At 66.3% G+C, this 19,206-nt stretch carries 17 protein-coding genes and 1 tRNA gene; 17 read left to right on the top strand and 1 reads right to left on the bottom strand.

Features of this window, described 5'->3' with window-relative positions; genetic code table 11:
• Nucleotides 1-149: 149 nt before the first annotated feature.
• From gyrA to fghA, 17 genes are all read left to right on the top strand, one after another.
• Nucleotides 150-2,774, top strand: coding sequence for a DNA gyrase subunit A (gene gyrA / locus HUJ28_11030; protein ID MBD3619996.1), 2,625 nt, complete (start codon nt 150-152; stop codon nt 2,772-2,774).
• Nucleotides 2,775-2,806: 32 nt separating this feature from the next.
• Nucleotides 2,807-3,889 (top strand): 3-phosphoserine/phosphohydroxythreonine transaminase, encoded by a 1,083-nt coding sequence (serC, locus tag HUJ28_11025; GenBank protein MBD3619995.1) that lies wholly within the window; start codon nt 2,807-2,809, stop codon nt 3,887-3,889.
• Between the two features lie 27 nt (nt 3,890-3,916).
• Nucleotides 3,917-5,080 (top strand): phosphoglycerate dehydrogenase, encoded by a 1,164-nt coding sequence (locus tag HUJ28_11020; protein MBD3619994.1) that lies wholly within the window; start codon nt 3,917-3,919, stop codon nt 5,078-5,080.
• A gap of 9 nt (nt 5,081-5,089) precedes the next feature.
• A complete protein-coding gene (gene pheA, locus HUJ28_11015) occupies nt 5,090-6,181 on the top strand; it encodes a prephenate dehydratase (protein MBD3619993.1) in 1,092 nt (363 codons plus the stop codon).
• Nucleotides 6,182-6,189: 8 nt separating this feature from the next.
• Nucleotides 6,190-7,374, top strand: a complete 1,185-nt coding sequence (locus HUJ28_11010; GenBank protein ID MBD3619992.1) for a histidinol-phosphate transaminase — start codon at nt 6,190-6,192, stop codon at nt 7,372-7,374.
• Entirely contained in the window at nt 7,371-8,228 is an 858-nt protein-coding gene (locus tag HUJ28_11005) for a prephenate dehydrogenase/arogenate dehydrogenase family protein (protein ID MBD3619991.1), read from the top strand. The genes HUJ28_11010 and HUJ28_11005 overlap by 4 nt, the downstream gene beginning before the upstream one ends.
• Nucleotides 8,229-8,272: 44 nt before the next feature.
• Entirely contained in the window at nt 8,273-9,589 is a 1,317-nt protein-coding gene (gene aroA / locus HUJ28_11000; protein MBD3619990.1) for a 3-phosphoshikimate 1-carboxyvinyltransferase, read from the top strand.
• Nucleotides 9,586-10,266, top strand: coding sequence for a (d)CMP kinase (cmk, locus tag HUJ28_10995; protein ID MBD3619989.1), 681 nt, complete (start codon nt 9,586-9,588; stop codon nt 10,264-10,266). The genes aroA and cmk overlap by 4 nt, the downstream gene beginning before the upstream one ends.
• 97 nt (nt 10,267-10,363) lie before the next feature.
• Nucleotides 10,364-12,043, top strand: coding sequence for a 30S ribosomal protein S1 (rpsA, locus tag HUJ28_10990; GenBank protein ID MBD3619988.1), 1,680 nt, complete (start codon nt 10,364-10,366; stop codon nt 12,041-12,043).
• A gap of 100 nt (nt 12,044-12,143) precedes the next feature.
• The gene (locus HUJ28_10985) at nt 12,144-12,449 is read left to right on the top strand and encodes an integration host factor subunit beta (protein MBD3619987.1); all 306 of its coding nucleotides are present in this window, start codon (nt 12,144-12,146) and stop codon (nt 12,447-12,449) included.
• A gap of 58 nt (nt 12,450-12,507) precedes the next feature.
• A complete protein-coding gene (locus tag HUJ28_10980; GenBank protein MBD3619986.1) occupies nt 12,508-12,801 on the top strand; it encodes a LapA family protein in 294 nt (97 codons plus the stop codon).
• Between the two features lie 92 nt (nt 12,802-12,893).
• Complete coding sequence (gene pyrF / locus HUJ28_10975; GenBank protein ID MBD3619985.1) at nt 12,894-13,592, top strand: orotidine-5'-phosphate decarboxylase; 699 nt, start codon at nt 12,894-12,896, stop codon at nt 13,590-13,592.
• 125 nt (nt 13,593-13,717) lie between these two features.
• Complete coding sequence (locus HUJ28_10970; GenBank protein ID MBD3619984.1) at nt 13,718-13,987, top strand: helix-hairpin-helix domain-containing protein; 270 nt, start codon at nt 13,718-13,720, stop codon at nt 13,985-13,987.
• 73 nt (nt 13,988-14,060) lie between these two features.
• Nucleotides 14,061-14,945 (top strand): UTP--glucose-1-phosphate uridylyltransferase GalU, encoded by an 885-nt coding sequence (gene galU / locus HUJ28_10965; protein ID MBD3619983.1) that lies wholly within the window; start codon nt 14,061-14,063, stop codon nt 14,943-14,945.
• A 70-nt stretch (nt 14,946-15,015) separates the two neighbouring features.
• Nucleotides 15,016-16,761 carry a YcaO-like family protein gene (locus tag HUJ28_10960; GenBank protein ID MBD3619982.1) on the top strand — a complete coding sequence of 582 codons (1,746 nt, stop codon included), beginning with the start codon at nt 15,016-15,018 and terminating at the stop codon, nt 16,759-16,761.
• 160 nt (nt 16,762-16,921) lie between these two features.
• Nucleotides 16,922-18,031, top strand: a complete 1,110-nt coding sequence (locus tag HUJ28_10955; GenBank protein ID MBD3619981.1) for an S-(hydroxymethyl)glutathione dehydrogenase/class III alcohol dehydrogenase — start codon at nt 16,922-16,924, stop codon at nt 18,029-18,031.
• A gap of 11 nt (nt 18,032-18,042) precedes the next feature.
• Nucleotides 18,043-18,891, top strand: coding sequence for an S-formylglutathione hydrolase (gene fghA, locus HUJ28_10950; protein ID MBD3619980.1), 849 nt, complete (start codon nt 18,043-18,045; stop codon nt 18,889-18,891).
• Between the two features lie 228 nt (nt 18,892-19,119).
• Here the strand turns inward: fghA and HUJ28_10945 are convergent.
• Nucleotides 19,120-19,195 (bottom strand) — tRNA-Asn (locus HUJ28_10945).
• Between the last annotated feature and the right edge of the window lie 11 nt (nt 19,196-19,206).

The following is a 19,206-nucleotide window of genomic DNA, read 5'->3' as shown; positions in this document are numbered from 1 at the left end:
CGCCCGGTCGGGGGTTATTTCGCGGTTCGTCCGCGCTCAGACGCCCTGAGCGTCGATCTGAGGCGTTTTTCATCCAATGACGTAGTGGGCGGCGTATGGTAGGATTTCCGCTTCATAATCAAATAAGCCAATCGAGCTGATCCCCAACGATGGCCGAATTCGCCAAAGAAGTCCTCTCCGTAAATCTCGAAGACGAAATGCGCCAGTCCTACCTGGATTACGCCATGAGCGTAATCATCGGGCGGGCGCTCCCCGATGTGCGCGACGGGCTCAAGCCGGTGCACCGGCGCGTGCTCTACGCCATGAGCCAGCTCGGCAACGACTGGAACAAGCCGTACAAGAAGTCCGCGCGCGTGGTCGGTGACGTCATCGGTAAGTACCACCCGCACGGCGACACCGCCGTCTACGACACCATCGTGCGCATGGCCCAGCCCTTCTCCATGCGCTACATGCTGGTCGACGGGCAGGGCAACTTCGGCTCGGTGGACGGCGACTCCCCGGCGGCCATGCGTTACACCGAAGTGCGCATGGCGAAGATCGCCCACGAGCTGCTGGCCGACATCGACAAGGAGACGGTCGACTTCGTCGCCAACTACGACGGCTCCGAGCACGAGCCGGCGGTGCTGCCGGCCCGCGTGCCCCACCTGCTGGTCAACGGCTCGGCCGGGATCGCGGTGGGCATGGCCACCAACATCCCGCCGCACAACCTCACCGAGGTGGTCAACGCCTGCGTGGCGCTGATCGACGACCCCACCATCGACATCGCGGGGCTGATGGAGCACCTGCCGGGCCCCGACATGCCCACCGCCGGGATCATCAACGGCGCGCGGGGCATCCACGAGGCCTACCGCACCGGCCGCGGCCGCATCTACCTGCGTGCCCGCGCCCACGTCGAGACCGACGAGAAGACCGGCCGCGAGAGCATCGTCGTCACCGAGCTGCCCTACCAGGTCAACAAGGCCCGCCTGCTGGAGAAGATCGCCGAGCTGGTGAAGGAGAAGAAGCTCGAGGGCATCTCGGAGCTGCGCGACGAGTCCGACAAGGACGGCATGCGCATGGTCATCGAGCTCAAGCGCGGCGAGGTCTCCGAAGTCATCCTGAACAACCTCTACCAGCACACCCAGATGCAGAATGTGTTCGGCATCAACATGGTGGCGCTGGTCGACGGGCAGCCCCGGCTGCTCGACCTGAAGCAGATCCTCGAGGCCTTCATCCGCCACCGCCGCGAGGTGGTGACGCGGCGCACCATCTACGACCTGCGCAAGGCGCGAGAACGCGCCCACGTGCTGGAAGGCCTGGCCGTGGCGCTGGCCAACATCGACGAGGTCATCGAGCTCATCAAGCGGTCGCCGAACCCGGCCGAGGCCAAGGCCGCGCTGGTGGCGCGCGCCTGGGCGCCGGGCATGGTCACGGCCATGCTGGAACGCGCCGAGGACTCGCGTCCCGAGGACCTGGCGCCCGGCTTCGGCCTGCTGGACGACGGCTACCACCTCTCCGAGGCCCAGGCCCAGGCCATCCTGGACATGCGCCTGCACCGCCTCACCGGGCTGGAGCAGGACAAGATCGTCAGCGAATACGCCGAGCTGCTGGAGAAGATCAAGGGCCTGCTCGCCATCCTCGCCGACCCGAACCGCCTCATGGAAGTGATCCGCGACGAGCTCATCGAGATCCGCGACCAGTACGGCGATACGCGCCGTACCGAGATCGTGCAGAGCTACGAAGACCTCTCGCTGGAAGACCTCATCTCCGAAGAGGACGTGGTGGTGACCCTGTCGCATGCGGGTTACGCCAAGGCCCAGCCGCTCACCGACTACCGCTCGCAGAAGCGCGGCGGGCGCGGCAAGGCGGCCACGGCCATGAAGGAAGAGGACTTCATCGACAAGCTGTTCGTGGCCAACACCCACGACACCATTCTCTGCTTCTCCAGCCGCGGCCGGGTCTACTGGCTCAAGGTCTACCAGCTGCCGCAGGCCAGCCGCACCGCGCGCGGCAAGCCGATCAACAACCTGCTGCCGCTGGAGCCGGACGAGCGCATCAACGCCGTGCTGCCGATCCGCGAGTTCACCGAGGGCGAGTACGTCTTCATGGCGACGGCCAGCGGCGTGGTGAAGAAGACCCCGCTGGTGGACTTCTCGCGCCCGCGCTCCAGCGGCAGCATCGCCGTGGACCTGCGCGACGGCGACCAGCTCATCGGCGTGGCGATCACGGAGGGCGAGCGCGACGTGATGCTGTTCTCCAGCGGCGGCAAGGCCATCCGCTTCAACGAGCAGGACGTGCGCCCGATGGGCCGCACCGCCTGCGGCGTGCGCGGCAGCCGCATCGGCAAGGACGAGCGCGTGCGCTCGCTCATCATCGTCTCCGGCGACTGGGACGTGCTGGTCGGCACCGAGAACGGCTACGGCAAGCGCACCCCGGTCAGCGAATTCCCGCAGCAGGGCCGTGGCGGGCAGGGCGTGAAGGCCATCGCCACCACCGAGCGCAACGGTCAGCTGGTGGGCGCCACCCTGGTCGGCGAGGAAGACGAGATCATGCTCATCACCAACGGCGGCGTGCTGGTGCGCACCGCCGTGGCCGGTGTCTCCCGCATGGGCCGCAACACCCAGGGCGTGATGCTCATCCGCCTGGGCGAGGACGAGCAGCTGGTCGAGGTCGAACGCATCGAGCGCCTGCAGGGCGAGGACGACGAGGACGAGTCGGACGAGGACGTCGATGCGCCGGAGACCGACAACGATGACGACGCGTCTGCCGATGCCGGGCGCGGCGACGAAGACTGATTTCCCAACTGGACGGATTGACGAGACACACGATGTCACGACCCTATAACTTCAGTGCCGGGCCGGCCATGCTGCCGGAAGCCGTGCTTCAGCGCGCACGCGACGAGATGCTGGACTGGCAGGGCAGCGGCATGTCCGTGATGGAGATGAGCCATCGCGGCAAGGAATACATGTCCATCGCCGAGCAGGCCGAGGCCACCCTGCGCGAGATCATGGGTATTCCCGCCAATTACAAGGTGCTGTTCCTGCAGGGCGGGGCCAGCGCCCAGTTCGCCATGGTGCCGATGAACCTGCTGCGCGGGAAGAAGGGTGCCGACTACGTCAATACCGGGGCCTGGTCGAAGAAGGCCATCGCCGAGGCAAAACGCTACGGCGAGGTGAACGTGGTGGCGAGCAGCGAGGCGGACGGTTTCAACAGCGTGCCGGCCTTCGCGACCTGGCAGACGAACCCCGAGGCGGCCTACCTGCACTACACGCCCAACGAGACCATCGGCGGCGTGGAGTTCTCGTGGATCCCCGAGACCGGTGACGTGCCGCTGGTGGCCGACATGTCCTCGACCATCCTCTCCCGGCCCATCGATGTGTCGAAGTTCGGCCTGATCTACGCCGGTGCGCAGAAGAATGTCGGTCCGGCCGGGCTCACGCTGGTGATCGTGCGCGAGGACCTGATCGGCGAGACCCTGCCCGGCACGCCGACCATGTTCGATTACGCCGTGCACGCCGAGAACGACTCCATGTACAACACGCCGCCGACCTACGCCTGGTACCTGGCGGGGCTGGTGTTCGAGTGGATCCGCGAGCAGGGCGGCCTGCCGGCCATGGCCGAGATCAACCGCCGCAAGGCGGACAAGCTGTATGCGGCCATCGACAATTCACCGTTCTACGCCAACCCGGTCGAGCCGGCCTCGCGCTCCTGGATGAACGTGCCCTTCACGCTGGCAGATCCCTCACTGGATGCGCAGTTCCTGAGCGAGGCCCGGGAGATCGGTCTGCTCACCCTCAAGGGCCATCGCTCGGTGGGCGGCATGCGCGCGAGCATCTACAACGCCATGCCGGAGGCGGGCGTCGATCGGCTGGTCGAGTTCATGGCCGACTTCGAGCAGCGCTGCGGCTGACGGCAGCGGGCCGGGCGGGGGCAGGCCATGTTCAAGGTACGCACGCTCAACAACATCTCGGTGAAGGGGCTCGAGCGCCTGCCGCGCGAGCGCTACGAGGTGGCCTCGGACTTCACCAACCCCGACGCCATCCTGCTGCGTTCCTTCGACATGCACGCCATGGATATCCCGCCGGGCCTCAAGGCCGTGGGCCGGGCGGGCGCCGGCGTGAACAACATCCCGGTGGAGCGCCTGAGCGCCCTGGGCATCCCGGTGTTCAACGCCCCGGGAGCGAACGCCAACGCGGTGAAGGAACTGGTGATCGCCGGCATGCTGATCGCCGCGCGCAACCTCTGCCCGGCCTGGGACTATGCGCGACAGCTGGCCGGCAGCGACGAGGCGATTCATCGCGAGGTGGAGGCGGGCAAGAAGCAGTTCGCCGGCTTCGAGCTGCCGGGGCGCGTGCTCGGCGTCATCGGCCTGGGGGCCATCGGCGTGCAGGTGGCCAATGCCGCACGTGCGCTGGGCATGCGCGTGATCGGCTATGATCCGCGCATCACGGTGGAACGCGCCTGGCAGCTGTCCTCCGACGTGGAGCAGGCCACCACGGTGGCGGAGGTGCTCACGCGCGCCGATTTCGTCACCTTTCACGTGCCGCTGGTCGAGGCCACCCGGCACATGATCAGCCGCGAACGCCTGCGTGACATGCGCGAGGGGGTGGTGATCCTCAACTTCGCGCGGCCCGGTATCGTGGACGAGGCGGCCGTGCTGGAGGCGATCGAGGCGGGCCGGGTGCATGCCTATGTCTGCGACTTTCCCGCCAGCCACCTGCAGGGACGTCCGGGCGTGATTGCCCTGCCGCACCTGGGCGCCTCCACCGCAGAGGCGGAGGACAACTGCGCGGTGATGGTGGCCGAACAGCTGCGCGACTACCTGGAGAACGGCAACATCGTCAACGCGGTGAATTTCCCGCAGGTGGTGTTGCCGCGACAGGGTGCGGCGCGCCTGGCGGTGGTGAACGCCAACCGGCCCGACATGGTGGGACAGATCTCGCACGACCTCGGGCGCGGTGGGCTGAACATCGTCCACATGCTCAACGAGTCGAAGGGTGAGCTGGCCTATACCCTGGTCGACGTGGAAAGCGGGATCGATGACGAGGTGGTGGAGACCATACGTCGCATCGACGGTGTAATGAACGTCCGAGTAATCTAAGAAGAACGCATGACCGATCAGGATCCGCTCAAGCCGATACGCGAACGCATCGATGCCATCGATGCCGAGCTGCTCACGCTCATCAGCGAGCGCGCGCGCTGTGCCCAGGACGTGGCGCGCGTGAAGCGCGAGGCCGAGCCGGGTGTGGATGTGGAGTTCTACCGCCCCGAGCGTGAGGCGCAGATCCTGCGCAAGGTGCGCGACGACAACCCGGGGCCGCTGTCGGGCGAGGAGATGGCGCGGCTGTTTCGCGAGGTCATGTCCGCCTGCCTGGCCCTGGAGCAGCCGCTCAATATCGCCTATCTGGGCCCCGAGGGGACCTTCACCCAGGCGGCGGCCTACAAGCATTTCGGCCATTCCGTGAGCACCACGCCGCTGGGCGCGATCGACGAGGTCTTCCGCGAGGTGGAGTCCGGCGGCTGCCAGTACGGCGTGGTGCCGATCGAGAATTCCACTGAGGGCGTGGTCAACCACACCCTGGACATGTTCATGGAATCGCCGCTGAAGATCTGCGGCGAGGTCGAGCTGCGTATCCATCAGCACCTGCTCGGGCAGGATGTCCAGATCGAGCAGGTCGAGCGTGTGTACTCGCATGCGCAGTCGCTGGCGCAGTGCCGCGAGTGGCTGGATGCGCACCTGCCGCAGGCCGAGCGGATTGCGGTGAACAGCAACGCCGAGGCCGCGCGCCGGGCGAGCAGGGAGAGCGGTGCCGCGGCCATCGCCGGCGAGACCGCGGCCGAGCCCTATGGCCTGGCGATCCTGCAGCGCAACATCGAGGATCACCCGGACAACACCACGCGCTTTCTAGTCATCGGCCGCCAGTCGGTGGCGCCCAGCGGGCGCGACAAGACCTCGCTGCTGGTCTCCATGCGCAACCGTCCGGGCTCGCTGTACCGCCTGTTGGAGCCCCTGGCCCGCGCCGGCGTGAGCATGACGCGCATCGAGTCGCGCCCCTCGCACTGCGTGAACTGGGAGTACGTCTTCTTCCTGGATGTGGAGGGCCACGCCAGCGAGCCGAAGCTCAGGGAGGCGCTGGCCGCACTGCGCGGGGAGGCCGATCTGGTGAAGGTGCTGGGTTCCTACCCGCACGCGGTGCTCTAGGCGGCGGCATGCAGGATTTTCCACCGACCGCCGCCTCCGGGCGGCGGTCGGGCTTTCGAGGTATCGATAACGTGACCTGTGACTACATCGAACTGGCCCTGCCGGGCGTGAGACAGCTGACCCCGTACCAGCCGGGCAAGCCCATCGAGGAGCTGGAGCGCGAGCTGGGCATCACCGGCTCGGTGAAGCTCGCCTCCAACGAGAACCCGCTGGGCCCGAGCCTGCGGGCCATGGACGCCGCGCGCGGCGTGATCGAGGGCATCTCCTTCTACCCGGACGGCAACGGCTTTGCGCTCAAGGCGGCCCTGGCGACGCACACCGGGGCGGGCCCGGCGCAGATCACCCTGGGCAACGGCTCCAACGAGATTCTGGAGCTGGTGGCGCGGGCCTGGCTGGCACCCGGGCGCGAGGCCATCTTCTCCGAACACGCCTTTGCCGTGTATCCCATCGTCACCCAGGCGGTGGGCGCCACCGCCCGCGTGGCCCGCGCCAATCCGGCCGACCACGCCATGCCGCACGGTCACGATCTGGACGCCATCGCGGACCTGATCAACGCGGAGACGCGCGTGATCTTCATCGCCAACCCGAACAACCCCACGGGCACCTGGCTGACCCGCGACGCGCTGGAGGCGTTTCTCGACCTCGTGCCGGAATCGGTGATCGTGGTGCTGGACGAGGCCTACTTCGAATACGTGGAGGAGGCCGCCTACCCGGACGGCATGGCCTGGGTCGGGCGCTACCCGAACCTGATCGTCACGCGTACCTTCTCCAAGATCTATGGCCTGGCCGGCCTGCGCATCGGCTACGCGGTCTCCAGCCCGCAGGTGGCCGACGTGCTCAACCGCGTGCGCCAACCCTTCAACACCAGCCTCATCGCCCAGGCCGCGGCCGTGGCTGCGCTCGGCGACCGCGAACACGTGGCCGAGAGCGTGCGGGTCAACCGCGAGGGCCTGGCCCAGCTGGTGGCCGGCTGCGAGGCGCGCGGCTGGGGCTATATCCCCTCCGTCGGCAACTTCCTCTGCATCGACGTCGGGGCGGACGCCGGCGGTGTCTACCAGGCCCTGCTGCGCGAGGGCGTGATCGTGCGCCCCGTGGGCAACTATGGCCTGCCGAACCACCTGCGTGTCACCGTGGGCACGAGCAAGCAGAACGAACGCGTGCTGGCGGCCCTGGCGAAGGTGCGCGGCGCATGATCGAACGCCTGGCCATCATTGGCGTCGGTCTTATCGGCGGGTCGCTGGCACTGGCCCTGCGCCAGGGCGGCGCCTGCCGCGAGGTAGTGGGCTGCGGACGCAACCAGGCCAACCTCGACCGTGCGGTGGCGCTGGGTGTGATCGACCGCTACACGCACGACCCGGCAGAGGCCGTGACGGGGGCGGACATGGTGCTGGTGGCCGTGCCGCTGGGGGCCATGCGCGCCGTGTTCGCGGCGATGCGCCCCGGGCTGTCGCCGGAGGCGGTCGTCACCGACGTGGGCAGCGCCAAGGCCAGCGTGGTGCTGGACGCCCAGGCCGCCTGGGGTGAGCTGCCGGCCGGCTTCGTGCCGGGGCATCCCATCGCCGGCACCGAGCAGAGCGGGGTGGAGGCGGCCTTCGCCACGCTGTACCAGGGGCGGCGGGTGATTCTCACCCCGCTGGCCACGAGTGGCGAGCAGGCGGTGGCCCGCGTGCGCGCCATGTGGGAGACGGCCGGTGCCGTGGTCGAATCCATGTCGGTGGCCCATCACGACGAGGTGCTGGCCGCCACCAGCCACCTGCCGCACATGCTGGCCTTCGGCCTGGTGGACAGCCTCGCGCGCATGCGCGACAACGACGAGATCTTCCGCTATGCCGCCGGCGGCTTTCGCGACTTCACCCGCATCGCCTCCAGCGATCCGGTGATGTGGCGCGACATCTGCCTCGCCAACCGCTCGGCCCTGCTGGACATGATGGCCCGTTACAAGGAAGACCTGCGCCTGATCGAGGACGCCATCGAGGCGGCCGACGGCGAGGCCCTGCTCGAGATCTTCACCCGCGCCAAGGCGGCACGGGACCGATTCTGCGGATAACCGTCTGCCGTGACAGACGCTGCTACAGGAAACCCGATTCAACCATGAGCAACGAGATTCGATTCAAGCTGCAGGGCGGTGGCCGTCTCAAGGGGCGTATCCGCGTGCCGGGCGACAAGTCCATCTCCCACCGGTCCATCATGCTGGGCTCGCTGGCCGAGGGCGTCACCGAGGTGAGCGGCTTCCTGCAGGGCGAGGACTGCCTCGCCACCCTCAACGCCTTCCGCAGCATGGGCGTGCAGATCGAAGGCCCGATGGACGGCAACGTGACCATCCACGGCGTCGGCCTGCACGGTCTCAAACCACCCGTCGGCGAGCTCTACATGGGCAACTCCGGCACCTCCATGCGCCTGATGGCCGGACTCATGGCCGGCCAGGCCTTCGACGTGACCATGACCGGCGATGTCTCCCTGTCGCGCCGGCCCATGCGCCGCGTCACCGACCCGCTCACCGAGATGGGCGCCAGCGTGGCCACGGAGGAGGGCGGCACGCCGCCGCTGCGCGTGCGCGGCGGCCGGCAGCTCGCGGGCATCGACTACCGCATGCCGGTGGCCAGCGCCCAGGTCAAATCCTGCGTGCTGCTGGCCGGGCTCTACGCCCAGGGCGAGACCTGCGTCACCGAGCCCGCGCCCACCCGCGATCACACCGAGCGCATGCTCAGCGGCTTCAGCTACGCGGTGCGCCGCGAGGGCAACCGCGTGTGCCTGACCGGCGGCGGGCGGCTGCGCGCGGCGCGCATCGACGTGCCGGCCGACATCTCCTCGGCGGCCTTCTTCCTGGTCGGCGCCTCCATCGCCGAGGGCTCCGAGCTGACCCTGGAACACGTGGGCATGAACCCCACGCGCACCGGCGTGATCGACATCCTGCGCCTGATGGGGGCGGACATCCGCGTCAGCAACGAGCGCGAGGTGGGTGGCGAGCCGGTGGCCGACCTCACGGTGCGCAGCGCGCCCTTGCGCGGCATCCGCATCCCCGAGGAACTGGTCCCGCTGGCCATCGACGAATTCCCCGCCCTGTTCGTGGCTGCGGCCTGCGCGGAAGGGGAGACCGTGCTTACCGGGGCCGAGGAGCTGCGCGTGAAGGAGAGCGACCGCATCCAGGTGATGGCCGACGGGCTGGTCGCCTGCGGCATCGACGCCCGGCCCACCGCCGACGGCATCGTCATCCAGGGCGGCCGGCTCACCGGCGGCGAGATCCAGTGCCACCACGACCACCGCATCGCCATGTCCTTTGCCATGGCGGCCCTGCGGGCCTCGGGTGGCATCACCGTCCACGACTGCGCGACCGTGAACACCTCCTTCCCGGGCTTTGCCGAGCTGGCGGCGCGGGTGGGGCTGGGCATCCAGGTGGAGGCGGCATGAGCGTGCCGGTCATCACGCTGGACGGGCCGGGCGGCTCCGGCAAGGGCACCATCAGCCGGCTGATCGCCGAGCGCCTGGGCTGGCACTTCCTCGACTCCGGGGCGCTCTATCGCCTGGTGGCCTTCGGCGCCCTCGAGAACGACATCGCCGCCGGCGACGAGCCGGCCCTGGCCGCCCTGGCGCGCGAGCTGCCCGCCGAATTCACCCTCAACGGCAGCGGCGAGCCCGAGATCCGCTACGCGGGCGAACCCGTGGGCAGCCGCCTGCGCACCGAGGCGGTGGGCAACATGGCCTCGCAGGTGGCCGCGCTGCCGGCCGTGCGCGAGGCCCTGCTGGCACGCCAGCGGGCCTATGCGCAGGCCCCGGGCCTGGTGGCCGACGGGCGGGACATGGGCACCGTGGTCTTCCCCGATGCCCCCCTCAAGATCTTCCTCACCGCGAGCCTGGAAGAACGGGCCGAGAGGCGCTATAACCAGTTGAAAGAACAAGGGGTTAGTGCTAATCTTCACGCCCTTTTTCGCGAAATCGCCGAGCGCGACGAGCGCGATGCGAATCGATCGGTGGCGCCTCTGCGGCCCGCCGATGATGCCATCGAGGTCGACACCACGGGCCTGACCATCGAAGCGGTCATGGACCGTGTGCTCACGTTGGCGCGGGAGAGACAAATCATTCGTTGATCCGGACAGGACGTCAGGGATCGTGTGTTGAAAACCCGGTCTGCGCGGGATAGGCGCCGGCTGTCGAGTCTTCTTTAATTGCAGGTTTAACCTAATCATGAGTGAAAGTTTCGCGCAGCTTTTCGAAGAAAGCCTGGCCCACACCGAGATGCGCCCGGGCGCCATCGTCACCGGTACCGTGATCGATGTCACCTCGGAATTCGTCATCGTCAGCGCCGGTCTGAAATCGGAAGGCGTCATTCCCGCCGAGCAGTTCCGCAACGAGCAGGGCGAAGTTGACGTCAAGCCCGGTGACGTGGTCGAGGTCGCCCTGGATACCGTCGAGGACGGTTTCGGCGAGACCCGCCTGTCCCGCGAGAAGGCCAAGCGTGCCAAGGCCTGGGCTGAACTCGAGCGCGCCTTCGAGGCCGACGAGACCGTCAGCGGCATGATCAGCGGCAAGGTCAAGGGTGGTTTCACCGTCGACCTGCAGGACATCCGTGCATTCCTGCCGGGTTCGCTGGTCGATGTGCGTCCGGTACGCGATACCGCCTACCTGGAAGGCAAGGAACTCGAATTCAAGCTCATCAAGCTGGATCCGCGCCGCAACAACGTGGTGGTCTCCCGCCGCGCCGTGGTGGAGAAGGAATACAGCGCCGAGCGCGAAGAACTGCTCAAGAACCTGCAGGAAGGCATGGTCGTCACGGGTATCGTCAAGAACCTCACCGATTACGGTGCGTTCCTCGACCTGGGCGGCATCGACGGCCTGCTGCACATCACCGACATGGCCTGGAAGCGCGTCAAGCATCCCTCCGAAGTGGTCAACATCGGTGACGAGATCGAGGTCAAGGTCCTCAAGTTCGACCGCGAGCGCAACCGCGTCTCCCTGGGCCTGAAGCAGCTGGGCGAAGACCCGTGGGTCGATATCACCCGCCGCTACCCGGAAGGCACCCGCCTGTTCGGCAAGGTCACCAACATCACCGACTACGGCTGCTTCGTGGAAATCGAAGAAGGCGTGGAAGGCCTGGTGCACGTGTCCGAGATGGACTGGACCAACAAGAACGTCAGCCCGGGCAAGATCGTCCAGGTCGGCGACGAAGTGGAAGTCATGATCCTGGACATCGACGAGGAACGTCGTCGCATCTCCCTGGGCATGAAGCAGGTCCGCACCAATCCGTGGGAAGAGTTCGCCGCTACCCACAACAAGAACGACAAGGTCTCCGGTGTCATCAAGTCGATCACCGATTTCGGTATCTTCGTCGGCCTGGACGGCGGCATCGACGGCCTGATCCACCTCTCCGACATCTCCTGGAGCGTGGCTGGCGAAGACGCCATCCGCAACTTCAAGAAGGGCGAGGAAATCGAGGCGGTGGTGCTGTCGGTCGATCCCGAGCGTGAGCGCATCTCGCTGGGTATCAAGCAGCTGGAAAAGGATCCCTTCTCCAACTGGGTGGCCGAACATGCCAAGGGCAGCATCGTCACCGGCAAGGTCAGCGAAGTCGACGCCAAGGGTGCCATCATCGACCTGGGCGACGGCATCGAGGGCGTGCTGCGTGCCTCCGAGCTGTCCCGCGATCGCGTGGAAGACGCCCGCTCCGTCCTGAACGTCGGCGACGAAGTGGAAGCCAAGTTCATCGGTGTCGACCGCAAGACCCGCGCCATCAGCCTGTCCATCAAGGCGAAGGACATGGCCGAGGAAGCCGAGGTCATGCAGGATTACAGCGCCAGTGGTTCCTCCGCGACCACCTCGCTGGGCGACATCCTGAAGCAGCAGATGGGCGACGGCGAAGACAAGTAAGTCTTTGGCCGAAGGGGCCGGGTCATCCCGGCCCCTTTCTGTCTGGTAACACCGATAAGCATTCGATTCTTCGAACTCGCGAGCCCGAGGCAGTTGCATCATGACCAAGTCGGATCTGATTGACATCATTGCACGCAAGCAGAGTCATCTTGCCTACAAGGATGTGGAATTGTCCGTCAAGACGCTGCTGGAACAGATGAGCCACGCGCTGGCTGGTGGCGAGCGTATCGAGATTCGGGGCTTTGGCAGTTTTTCGCTACACTTCCGGCCGCCCCGCATGGGCCGGAATCCCAAGACCGGCGATTCGGTCGCGCTGCCGGGGAAATATGTCCCGCATTTCAAACCCGGCAAGGAATTACGCGAGCGCGTGAACGATTCGATCGGCACGGAAATTCGAGAGGCGTGATTATTCACGCCTTTTCTTTGTTCATCTCCTGATATCAAAACATGGGCAGATCTGTTGCATGAAGCGACTGGTGACCTTTCTCCTGCTTGTCCTGGTGGTGCTGGTGGTCATGGCTTTCACGGTACTCAATACCGAGACCGTCGCCATCGATGTGTATTTCTACCAGGCAGCGATCCCGGTGTCGGTGCTGATCTTCCTGAGCCTGATCGTCGGGGCGTTGCTGGGGGTATTCGGCAGCATCGGCATGACGTTGCAGTTGCGTGTCGAGCTGCGCAAGTTGCGCAAGCAGCTTGCCAGCAGCGAGCAGGAAATCGTCGAGCTGCGCAAGATCCCGGGCAAGGATACGGAATAAACCGTCGCTGGCGATTGCCGGGGTGGCACAGTGATGCCATGCCCGGATCTCGTTCATCAACGATCCCCTCTTCAATCGAAAGGCCCTAACACATGTCATCCAAGGTAATCGTCGCGCTCGATTTTGCCAGCGCCGGTGAGGCCCTGGCCTTTGTCGACAAGGTCGATCCCGCTTCCTGCCGTCTCAAGGTCGGCTTCGAACTCTACGTGGCGGCGGGTCCCACCCTGGTCGAGACGCTCGTGCAGCGCGGCTTCGACGTCTTTCTCGATCTGAAATTTCACGACATACCCAATACCGTGGCCTCGGTCTGCCGGGTGGCCGCGGGACTGGGCGTGTGGATGATGAACGTTCATGCCTCCGGTGGCCTGGCGATGATGCAGGCTGCACGCGAGGCCATCGCGGGGGCCGAGCGGCGGCCTTACCTGATCGCCGTGACCGTGCTCACGTCCATGGATCGTGAGGACCTCGCCGGTCTGGGTATCGACCGCAGCCCGGCGGAGCAGGCCCTGTTTCTCGCCGGGCTGACGCAGTCGGCGGGGCTGGACGGTGTGGTGTGCTCCGCCCAGGAGGCGGCGGCCATGCGCGACCGTTACGGCGATGCCTTCCTCAGGGTCACCCCGGGCATACGTCCGGCCAGTGCCGAGGTGGGTGACCAGAAGCGTGTCATGACGCCGGCCGCGGCCGTGCGTGCCGGGGCCAGCCACCTGGTGATCGGCCGCCCCATCACCCGTGCCGGGGAGCCCCAGGCGGTACTCGATGGCATCAACCGGGAGCTGGATGGCTTGACCTGAAGGGGCAGGGTGCTAGGATCAACAGGCCCGCTACGCGGGTGATGTCACGGACGAGTGACATGGAAGACGGCGCCGCAAGGCGCCAATCGACAAGCCAAGGACCATAGGATATGGAGGCTATAACCATGAAACACCTGATCAGGTCGTTCGTACTGTCCCTGTTGCTGCTGCCGGTCTTCGCCCTTGCAGGCCCGGTGAACATCAACACGGCCGATGCCGATACCCTCACCGCCGAGCTGAAGGGTATCGGGCCGCAGAAGGCCGCCGCCATCGTGGCGCATCGGGAGCAGCACGGTCCCTTCACCTCGCCCTACGAGCTCACCGCCGTCAAGGGCATTGGTGAAAAGACGGTGCAACAAAACCTCGATAACATCCTCATCGAGGACGCCCGCTAAGGGGCCAGACGCTACGACTGTAGACTTGAGGGGCGGCCCGTGGCCGCCCCTTTTTGGTTGGACTGGAGAACGCATGACACAGCGGATACGCAAGGCCGTCTTCCCGGTGGCCGGCATGGGGACGCGCTTCCTGCCGGCGACCAAGGCCAACCCCAAGGAAATGCTGCCCGTGGTGGACAAGCCGCTGATCCAGTATGCGGCCGAGGAGGCCGTGGCCGCGGGTATCGAGCACCTGATCTTCATCACCGGGCGCAACAAGCGCTCCATCCCGGACCACTTCGACAAGGCCTACGAGCTGGAGGCGGAACTGGAGGCGCGCGGCAAGACCGAGATGCTCCGGGTGGTGCGCAACATCGTGCCCGAGCACGTCACCTGCGTGTACATCCGCCAGACCGAGGCGCTGGGGCTGGGGCATGCGGTGGGCTGTGCCGAGCCGGTGGTGGGTGACGAACCCTTTGCGGTCATCCTTGCCGACGACCTGATCAGGACTGGCGATGGCAGCCCCAACGTGCTGCAGCAGATGATGGCGGTGTATGAACAGACCGGTGCCTCGGTGCTCGGCGTCGAGGAGGTGCCGCGCGAGGAGACCCATAAATACGGGGTCATCAAGCCGAAGGCGGTGGCCGAGCGGCTCTGGGAGGTCGAGGGCATGGTGGAAAAGCCCCGTCCCGAGGAGGCGCCGTCCAATATCTCCGCGGTGGGCCGCTATATCCTCACCCCGGGCATCTTCCGGGAGATCGCGCAGGTGGGGCGTGGCGCGGGCAACGAGATCCAGCTGACCGATGCCATCGTCGGCCTGCTGGGACACGAGCAGGTGATGGCCTGCCAGTTCGAGGGGCAGCGCTACGACTGTGGCAGCAAGCTCGGCTATCTCGAGGCCAATGTCGAGTATGCACTTTCGCATCCCGAACTGGCGGATGACTTCCGCGCCTATCTGAAGTCCCTGCACATCGGTTGATGGCCTCCAGTCTTCCGTGTATCCGGCGGTACAGTGGCCTGTGCCGCCTTTTCATTTGCAGACGAGTGACATGAGCGAACATACCTATATCAAGGGCAAGGACCGGGACCTCGAGAGCAGCATCGCGTCCATGACGAAGAAGCTCGAGGCCCTGGACATCCACGTGGAAGAGGCCTCCTGGCTCAACCCGGTGGCCAACGTCTATTCGGTGCATATCCGCGACCGCGACTGTGGTCTCATGTTCACCAACGGCAAGGGGGCCTCGGCCAAGGCCTGCCTGGCCAGTGCGCTGGGCGAATACTTCGAGCGTCTGAGCTGCAATTACTTCTTTGCCGACTTCTACCTGGGCGAGAGTTTCGCGCAGCACGACTTCGTGCACTATCCGAACGAGCGCTGGTTTCCGGTGAACGGCGATGAGGTGCCCGAGGGTCTGCTGGATGCCGGGCTCTGGGATCACTACGACCCGGATGGCGAGCTGCGTGCCTTCCACCTCTACGACACCAACTCGGGCCATTTCGAGCGCGGCATCTGCGCGTTGCCCTACATGCGCCAGCGCGACGGCGAGACGCTGTGGTTTCCCGTGAGCCTGATCGGCAACCTCTACGTGAGCAACGGCATGTCCGCCGGTAACACGCAGCACGAGGCCCGCGTGCAGGGGCTGTCCGAGGTCTTCGAGCGCTACGTGAAGAACCACATCCTTGCCGAGGGCATCTGCCTGCCCGAGGTGCCGGATGCCGTGATCGACCGCTATCCGCGTATCCGTGCCGCCATCGACGAGCTCACGGGTCACGGTTTCCGTCTGCGCGTCTGCGATGCCTCGCTGGGCGGTCGTTTCCCGGTGATGAACGTGACCCTGGTGACCCCGGCCGATGGCGGGGTGTTCGCCTCCTTCGGTGCCCACCCGGCCTTCGAGGTGGCGCTGGAGCGCTCGCTCACCGAACTGCTGCAGGGCAGGGGGCTGGACCAGCTCGACGTATTCCAGCCGCCCACCTTCGACAACGCCGCGGTGGCGGACCATCACAACCTGGAGACCCACTTCATCGATTCCAGCGGGCTGGTGTCCTACGACTTCTTCGGCGATGTGCCGGATCACACCTTCGTCGACTGGGACCACGACGATTCCACCGGCCGCGAGTTCGAATACCTGTGCAACATCGTGCATGAGCTGGGCCGCGACGTGTACATCATGGATTACGAACACCTGGGCGTGTATGCCTGCCGCATCCTGGTACCCGGCATGTCCGAGATCTACCCGGTGGACGAACTGGTGTGGAACAACAACAACGAGGGCGCGCGTCTGCGCGAGAACATCCTCTCGCTGCAGGATCTCGACGCCGGGGCCTGGCGCGACCTGCTGGAGACGCTGGAGGCCGGTGGCTACAGCGATTTCCAGGGCGTGGCCGAATTCATCGGCGTGGCGCCGGACCAGGGCACGGCCTGGGCCAGCCTGCGCATCGGTGAACTCAAGGCCATGCTGGCCCTGGCCCTGGGTGAGCAGGAGGAGGCCCTGGAGTGGGTGGAGTGGTGCATCCAGCTGGGCCAGCTGCCCGCGGAGCGAGCGGCCCTCTATCGTGCCATCGAGGCCCTGCTGAATCTCGAGCTCGATCCGGAGCGCGAGGCCGACCGCTACGCCCGCGGTCTGAACCTGATTCATGGCGAACCCATGATGGCGCGGGCCCGGGCGCTCGTTGCAGGAGACGCCCGCTTCGACGGCCTGCACAGCCCCGGGCTGGGTCTTGCGGGCTTCGAGCGTCATCGCCGCCTGCTCGAAGGCTATGCCAAGCTGCACAGGGCGAAGGCGGCGCACTGGGCGTAGACGAGGCATCACGGGACAGCAATGCCGCCGGACTTGCCGGGTGCCATGTGCGGGCCCCGGCAGTCGAAACCGGCTATGCTTGACTGCATGTTTTTTACACGGGATGTGAATGCTGCACCGGCACCCCGGCCCTACAGACAACCCCGAGGAGTGAACCATAATGAAAGCACGTGCCGCCGTGGCCTGGGAGCCGAAAAAGCCGCTGGTCATCGAAGAGGTCGACGTCGAGGGGCCGAAGGAGGGCGAGGTGCTCCTCAAGGTGCACGCCTCGGGCGTTTGCCACACCGATGCCTTCACCCTGTCCGGCGAAGATCCGGAAGGCGCCTTTCCCTGCATCCTCGGCCACGAGGGTGGCTGCGAGGTGGTCGAATGCGGCAGGGGCGTGATGGGGCTCAAGCCGGGCGATCACGTGATTCCGCTGTACATCCCGGAATGCGGCGTCTGCGAGTATTGCCATTCCGACAAGACCAATCTCTGCCAGTCCATCGCGGAAACGGTGTGGACCGGCTACATGCCGGATCGCACCCGCCGCTTCTCGGTGGGGGGCAAGCCGATCTACCACTACATGGGCTGCTCGACCTTTTCCGAGTACACGGTGGTGCCCGAGATCGCGCTGGCGAAGATCGACCCGAAGGCCCCGCTGGACAAGGTCTGCCTGCTCGGCTGCGGCGTCACCACCGGCATCGGTGCGGTGTTGAACACGGCCAAGGTCACGCCGGGGTCCACCGTGGCGGTGTTTGGCCTGGGTGGCATCGGCCTGTCGGTGATCCAGGGCGCCGTTATGGCAAAGGCCGGGCGCATCATCGGGGTGGACATCAACCCCGACAAGTTCGAGTTCGCCCGCTCGCTTGGGGCCACCGACTGCATCAACCCGCGTGACATCGATGGCAACGTGGTCGAGGCGATCAAGGAGATGACCAACGGCGGGGTGGACTATTCCTTCGAGTGCATCGGCAACACCCAGGTGATGCGCGATGCACTGGAGTGCGCCCACATGGGCTGGGGGGTGTCCACCATCATCGGCGTCGCCGGCGCCGGGCAGGAGATCTGCACCCGTCCGTTCCAGCTGGTGACCGGCCGCACCTGGAAGGGCAGCGCCTTCGGTGGCGTGAAGGGGCGTACCGAGCTGCCGGGCTACGTGGAGAGCTACATGAACGGCCGCATCGAGCTGGACCGCTTCGTCACGCATACCATGCCGCTGGAAGAGATCAACACGGCCTTCGACCTGATGCACGAAGGCAAGAGCATTCGTTCCGTGATCCTGTTCTGATGGGGGCCGGCATGGAATTGATCGAATCGATACGCGAGTCCGGCGGCTGGCTCAACCGCTACCGCCACGACTCCAGCGCCTGCGCCTGCCCGATGACCTTCTCGGTCTACCTGCCACCGGCGGCAGAGGCGGGGCCGGTGCCTGCCGTGTACTGGCTGTCGGGCCTCACCTGCACCGACGACAATGCGCGCACCAAGGCCGGGGCGCAGCGCTATGCCGCCGAACTCGGCATCGCGCTGGTGTTCCCGGATACCAGTCCGCGCGGTGCCGGGGTACCCGACGTGCCCGAGCGCTACGACCTGGGCCAGGGCGCCGGCTTCTACGTCAACGCCACCCAGGCCCCCTGGGCGGGCCATTACCGGATGTACGACTACGTGGTCGAAGAGCTGCCGGCACTGATCGAGCGGGAGCTGCCCCTGATGACCGACCGGCGATCCGTCTGCGGCCACTCCATGGGCGGGCACGGGGCGCTGGTGGTCGCGCTGCGCAATCCGTCGCGCTACCGCTCCGTGTCGGCCTTCGCGCCGATCGCGCATCCGGTGGTCAGCCCCTGGGGCGAGGGCTGCTTCGGTGCCTACCTGGGCGATGACCGCCGCCAGTGGGAGGCCTACGACGCCACCTGCCTGGTGGAGGCCGGTGCGCGGCTGGCCCCCGGGGCCCCGCCCATCCGCATCGATCAGGGGACTGCCGACGAGTTCCTGGCCGAACAGCTGTACCCGCAGGATCTCGAGGCCGCCTGCGCCCGGGCCGGCGTCGCGCTCGATCTGCGCATGCAGCCCGACTACGACCACAGCTACCACTTCATCGCCAGCTTCATCGGCGAACACCTCGCGCTGCACGCCGCCGCCCTGGCTGACTGAGAAACAGGCCCGCAGCCGCGACGGCTGCCGAGTCGCCAAAGAATGCGAATTAGGCGAATGCTGCCACAGAGGACACAGAGAAAACATACGCGGGGAGGGGAGGATTGAGAGGCCGGTTTCACGAGCAAGCTGCTGATGAGTCCCTCCACCTCTGTAGCCTCTGTGGCAAAGATCGCCTGTCAGAAACGAAAAAGGCCCCGACATCGCTGTCGGGGCCTTCAACGTAAATGGCTCCCCGGGACGGGCTCGAACCGCCGACCTAGTGATTAACAGTCACCCGCTCTACCGACTGAGCTACCGGGGAAGAAAGGCCGC

Source organism: Chromatiales bacterium, assembly GCA_014762505.1.
In the GTDB taxonomy this organism is placed as follows: domain Bacteria; phylum Pseudomonadota; class Gammaproteobacteria; order SpSt-1174; family SpSt-1174; genus SpSt-1174.
Note: the sequence above shows the minus strand (reverse complement) of the source record. Positions and strands in the feature narration are given on the sequence as shown.

Excerpts from the sequence above, each read along its gene's own strand:
- gyrA (MBD3619996.1), top strand. The coding sequence starts at position 150 with ATGGCCGAATTCGCCAAAGAAGTCCTCTCCGTAAATCTCGAAGACGAA.
- serC (MBD3619995.1), top strand. The coding sequence starts at position 2,807 with ATGTCACGACCCTATAACTTCAGTGCCGGGCCGGCCATGCTGCCGGAA.
- HUJ28_11020 (MBD3619994.1), top strand. The coding sequence starts at position 3,917 with ATGTTCAAGGTACGCACGCTCAACAACATCTCGGTGAAGGGGCTCGAG.
- pheA (MBD3619993.1), top strand. The coding sequence starts at position 5,090 with ATGACCGATCAGGATCCGCTCAAGCCGATACGCGAACGCATCGATGCC.
- HUJ28_11010 (MBD3619992.1), top strand. The coding sequence starts at position 6,190 with ATGCAGGATTTTCCACCGACCGCCGCCTCCGGGCGGCGGTCGGGCTTT.
- HUJ28_11005 (MBD3619991.1), top strand. The coding sequence starts at position 7,371 with ATGATCGAACGCCTGGCCATCATTGGCGTCGGTCTTATCGGCGGGTCG.
- aroA (MBD3619990.1), top strand. The coding sequence starts at position 8,273 with ATGAGCAACGAGATTCGATTCAAGCTGCAGGGCGGTGGCCGTCTCAAG.
- cmk (MBD3619989.1), top strand. The coding sequence starts at position 9,586 with ATGAGCGTGCCGGTCATCACGCTGGACGGGCCGGGCGGCTCCGGCAAG.
- rpsA (MBD3619988.1), top strand. The coding sequence starts at position 10,364 with ATGAGTGAAAGTTTCGCGCAGCTTTTCGAAGAAAGCCTGGCCCACACC.
- HUJ28_10985 (MBD3619987.1), top strand. The coding sequence starts at position 12,144 with ATGACCAAGTCGGATCTGATTGACATCATTGCACGCAAGCAGAGTCAT.
- HUJ28_10980 (MBD3619986.1), top strand. The coding sequence starts at position 12,508 with ATGAAGCGACTGGTGACCTTTCTCCTGCTTGTCCTGGTGGTGCTGGTG.
- pyrF (MBD3619985.1), top strand. The coding sequence starts at position 12,894 with ATGTCATCCAAGGTAATCGTCGCGCTCGATTTTGCCAGCGCCGGTGAG.
- HUJ28_10970 (MBD3619984.1), top strand. The coding sequence starts at position 13,718 with ATGAAACACCTGATCAGGTCGTTCGTACTGTCCCTGTTGCTGCTGCCG.
- galU (MBD3619983.1), top strand. The coding sequence starts at position 14,061 with ATGACACAGCGGATACGCAAGGCCGTCTTCCCGGTGGCCGGCATGGGG.
- HUJ28_10960 (MBD3619982.1), top strand. The coding sequence starts at position 15,016 with ATGAGCGAACATACCTATATCAAGGGCAAGGACCGGGACCTCGAGAGC.
- HUJ28_10955 (MBD3619981.1), top strand. The coding sequence starts at position 16,922 with ATGAAAGCACGTGCCGCCGTGGCCTGGGAGCCGAAAAAGCCGCTGGTC.
- fghA (MBD3619980.1), top strand. The coding sequence starts at position 18,043 with ATGGAATTGATCGAATCGATACGCGAGTCCGGCGGCTGGCTCAACCGC.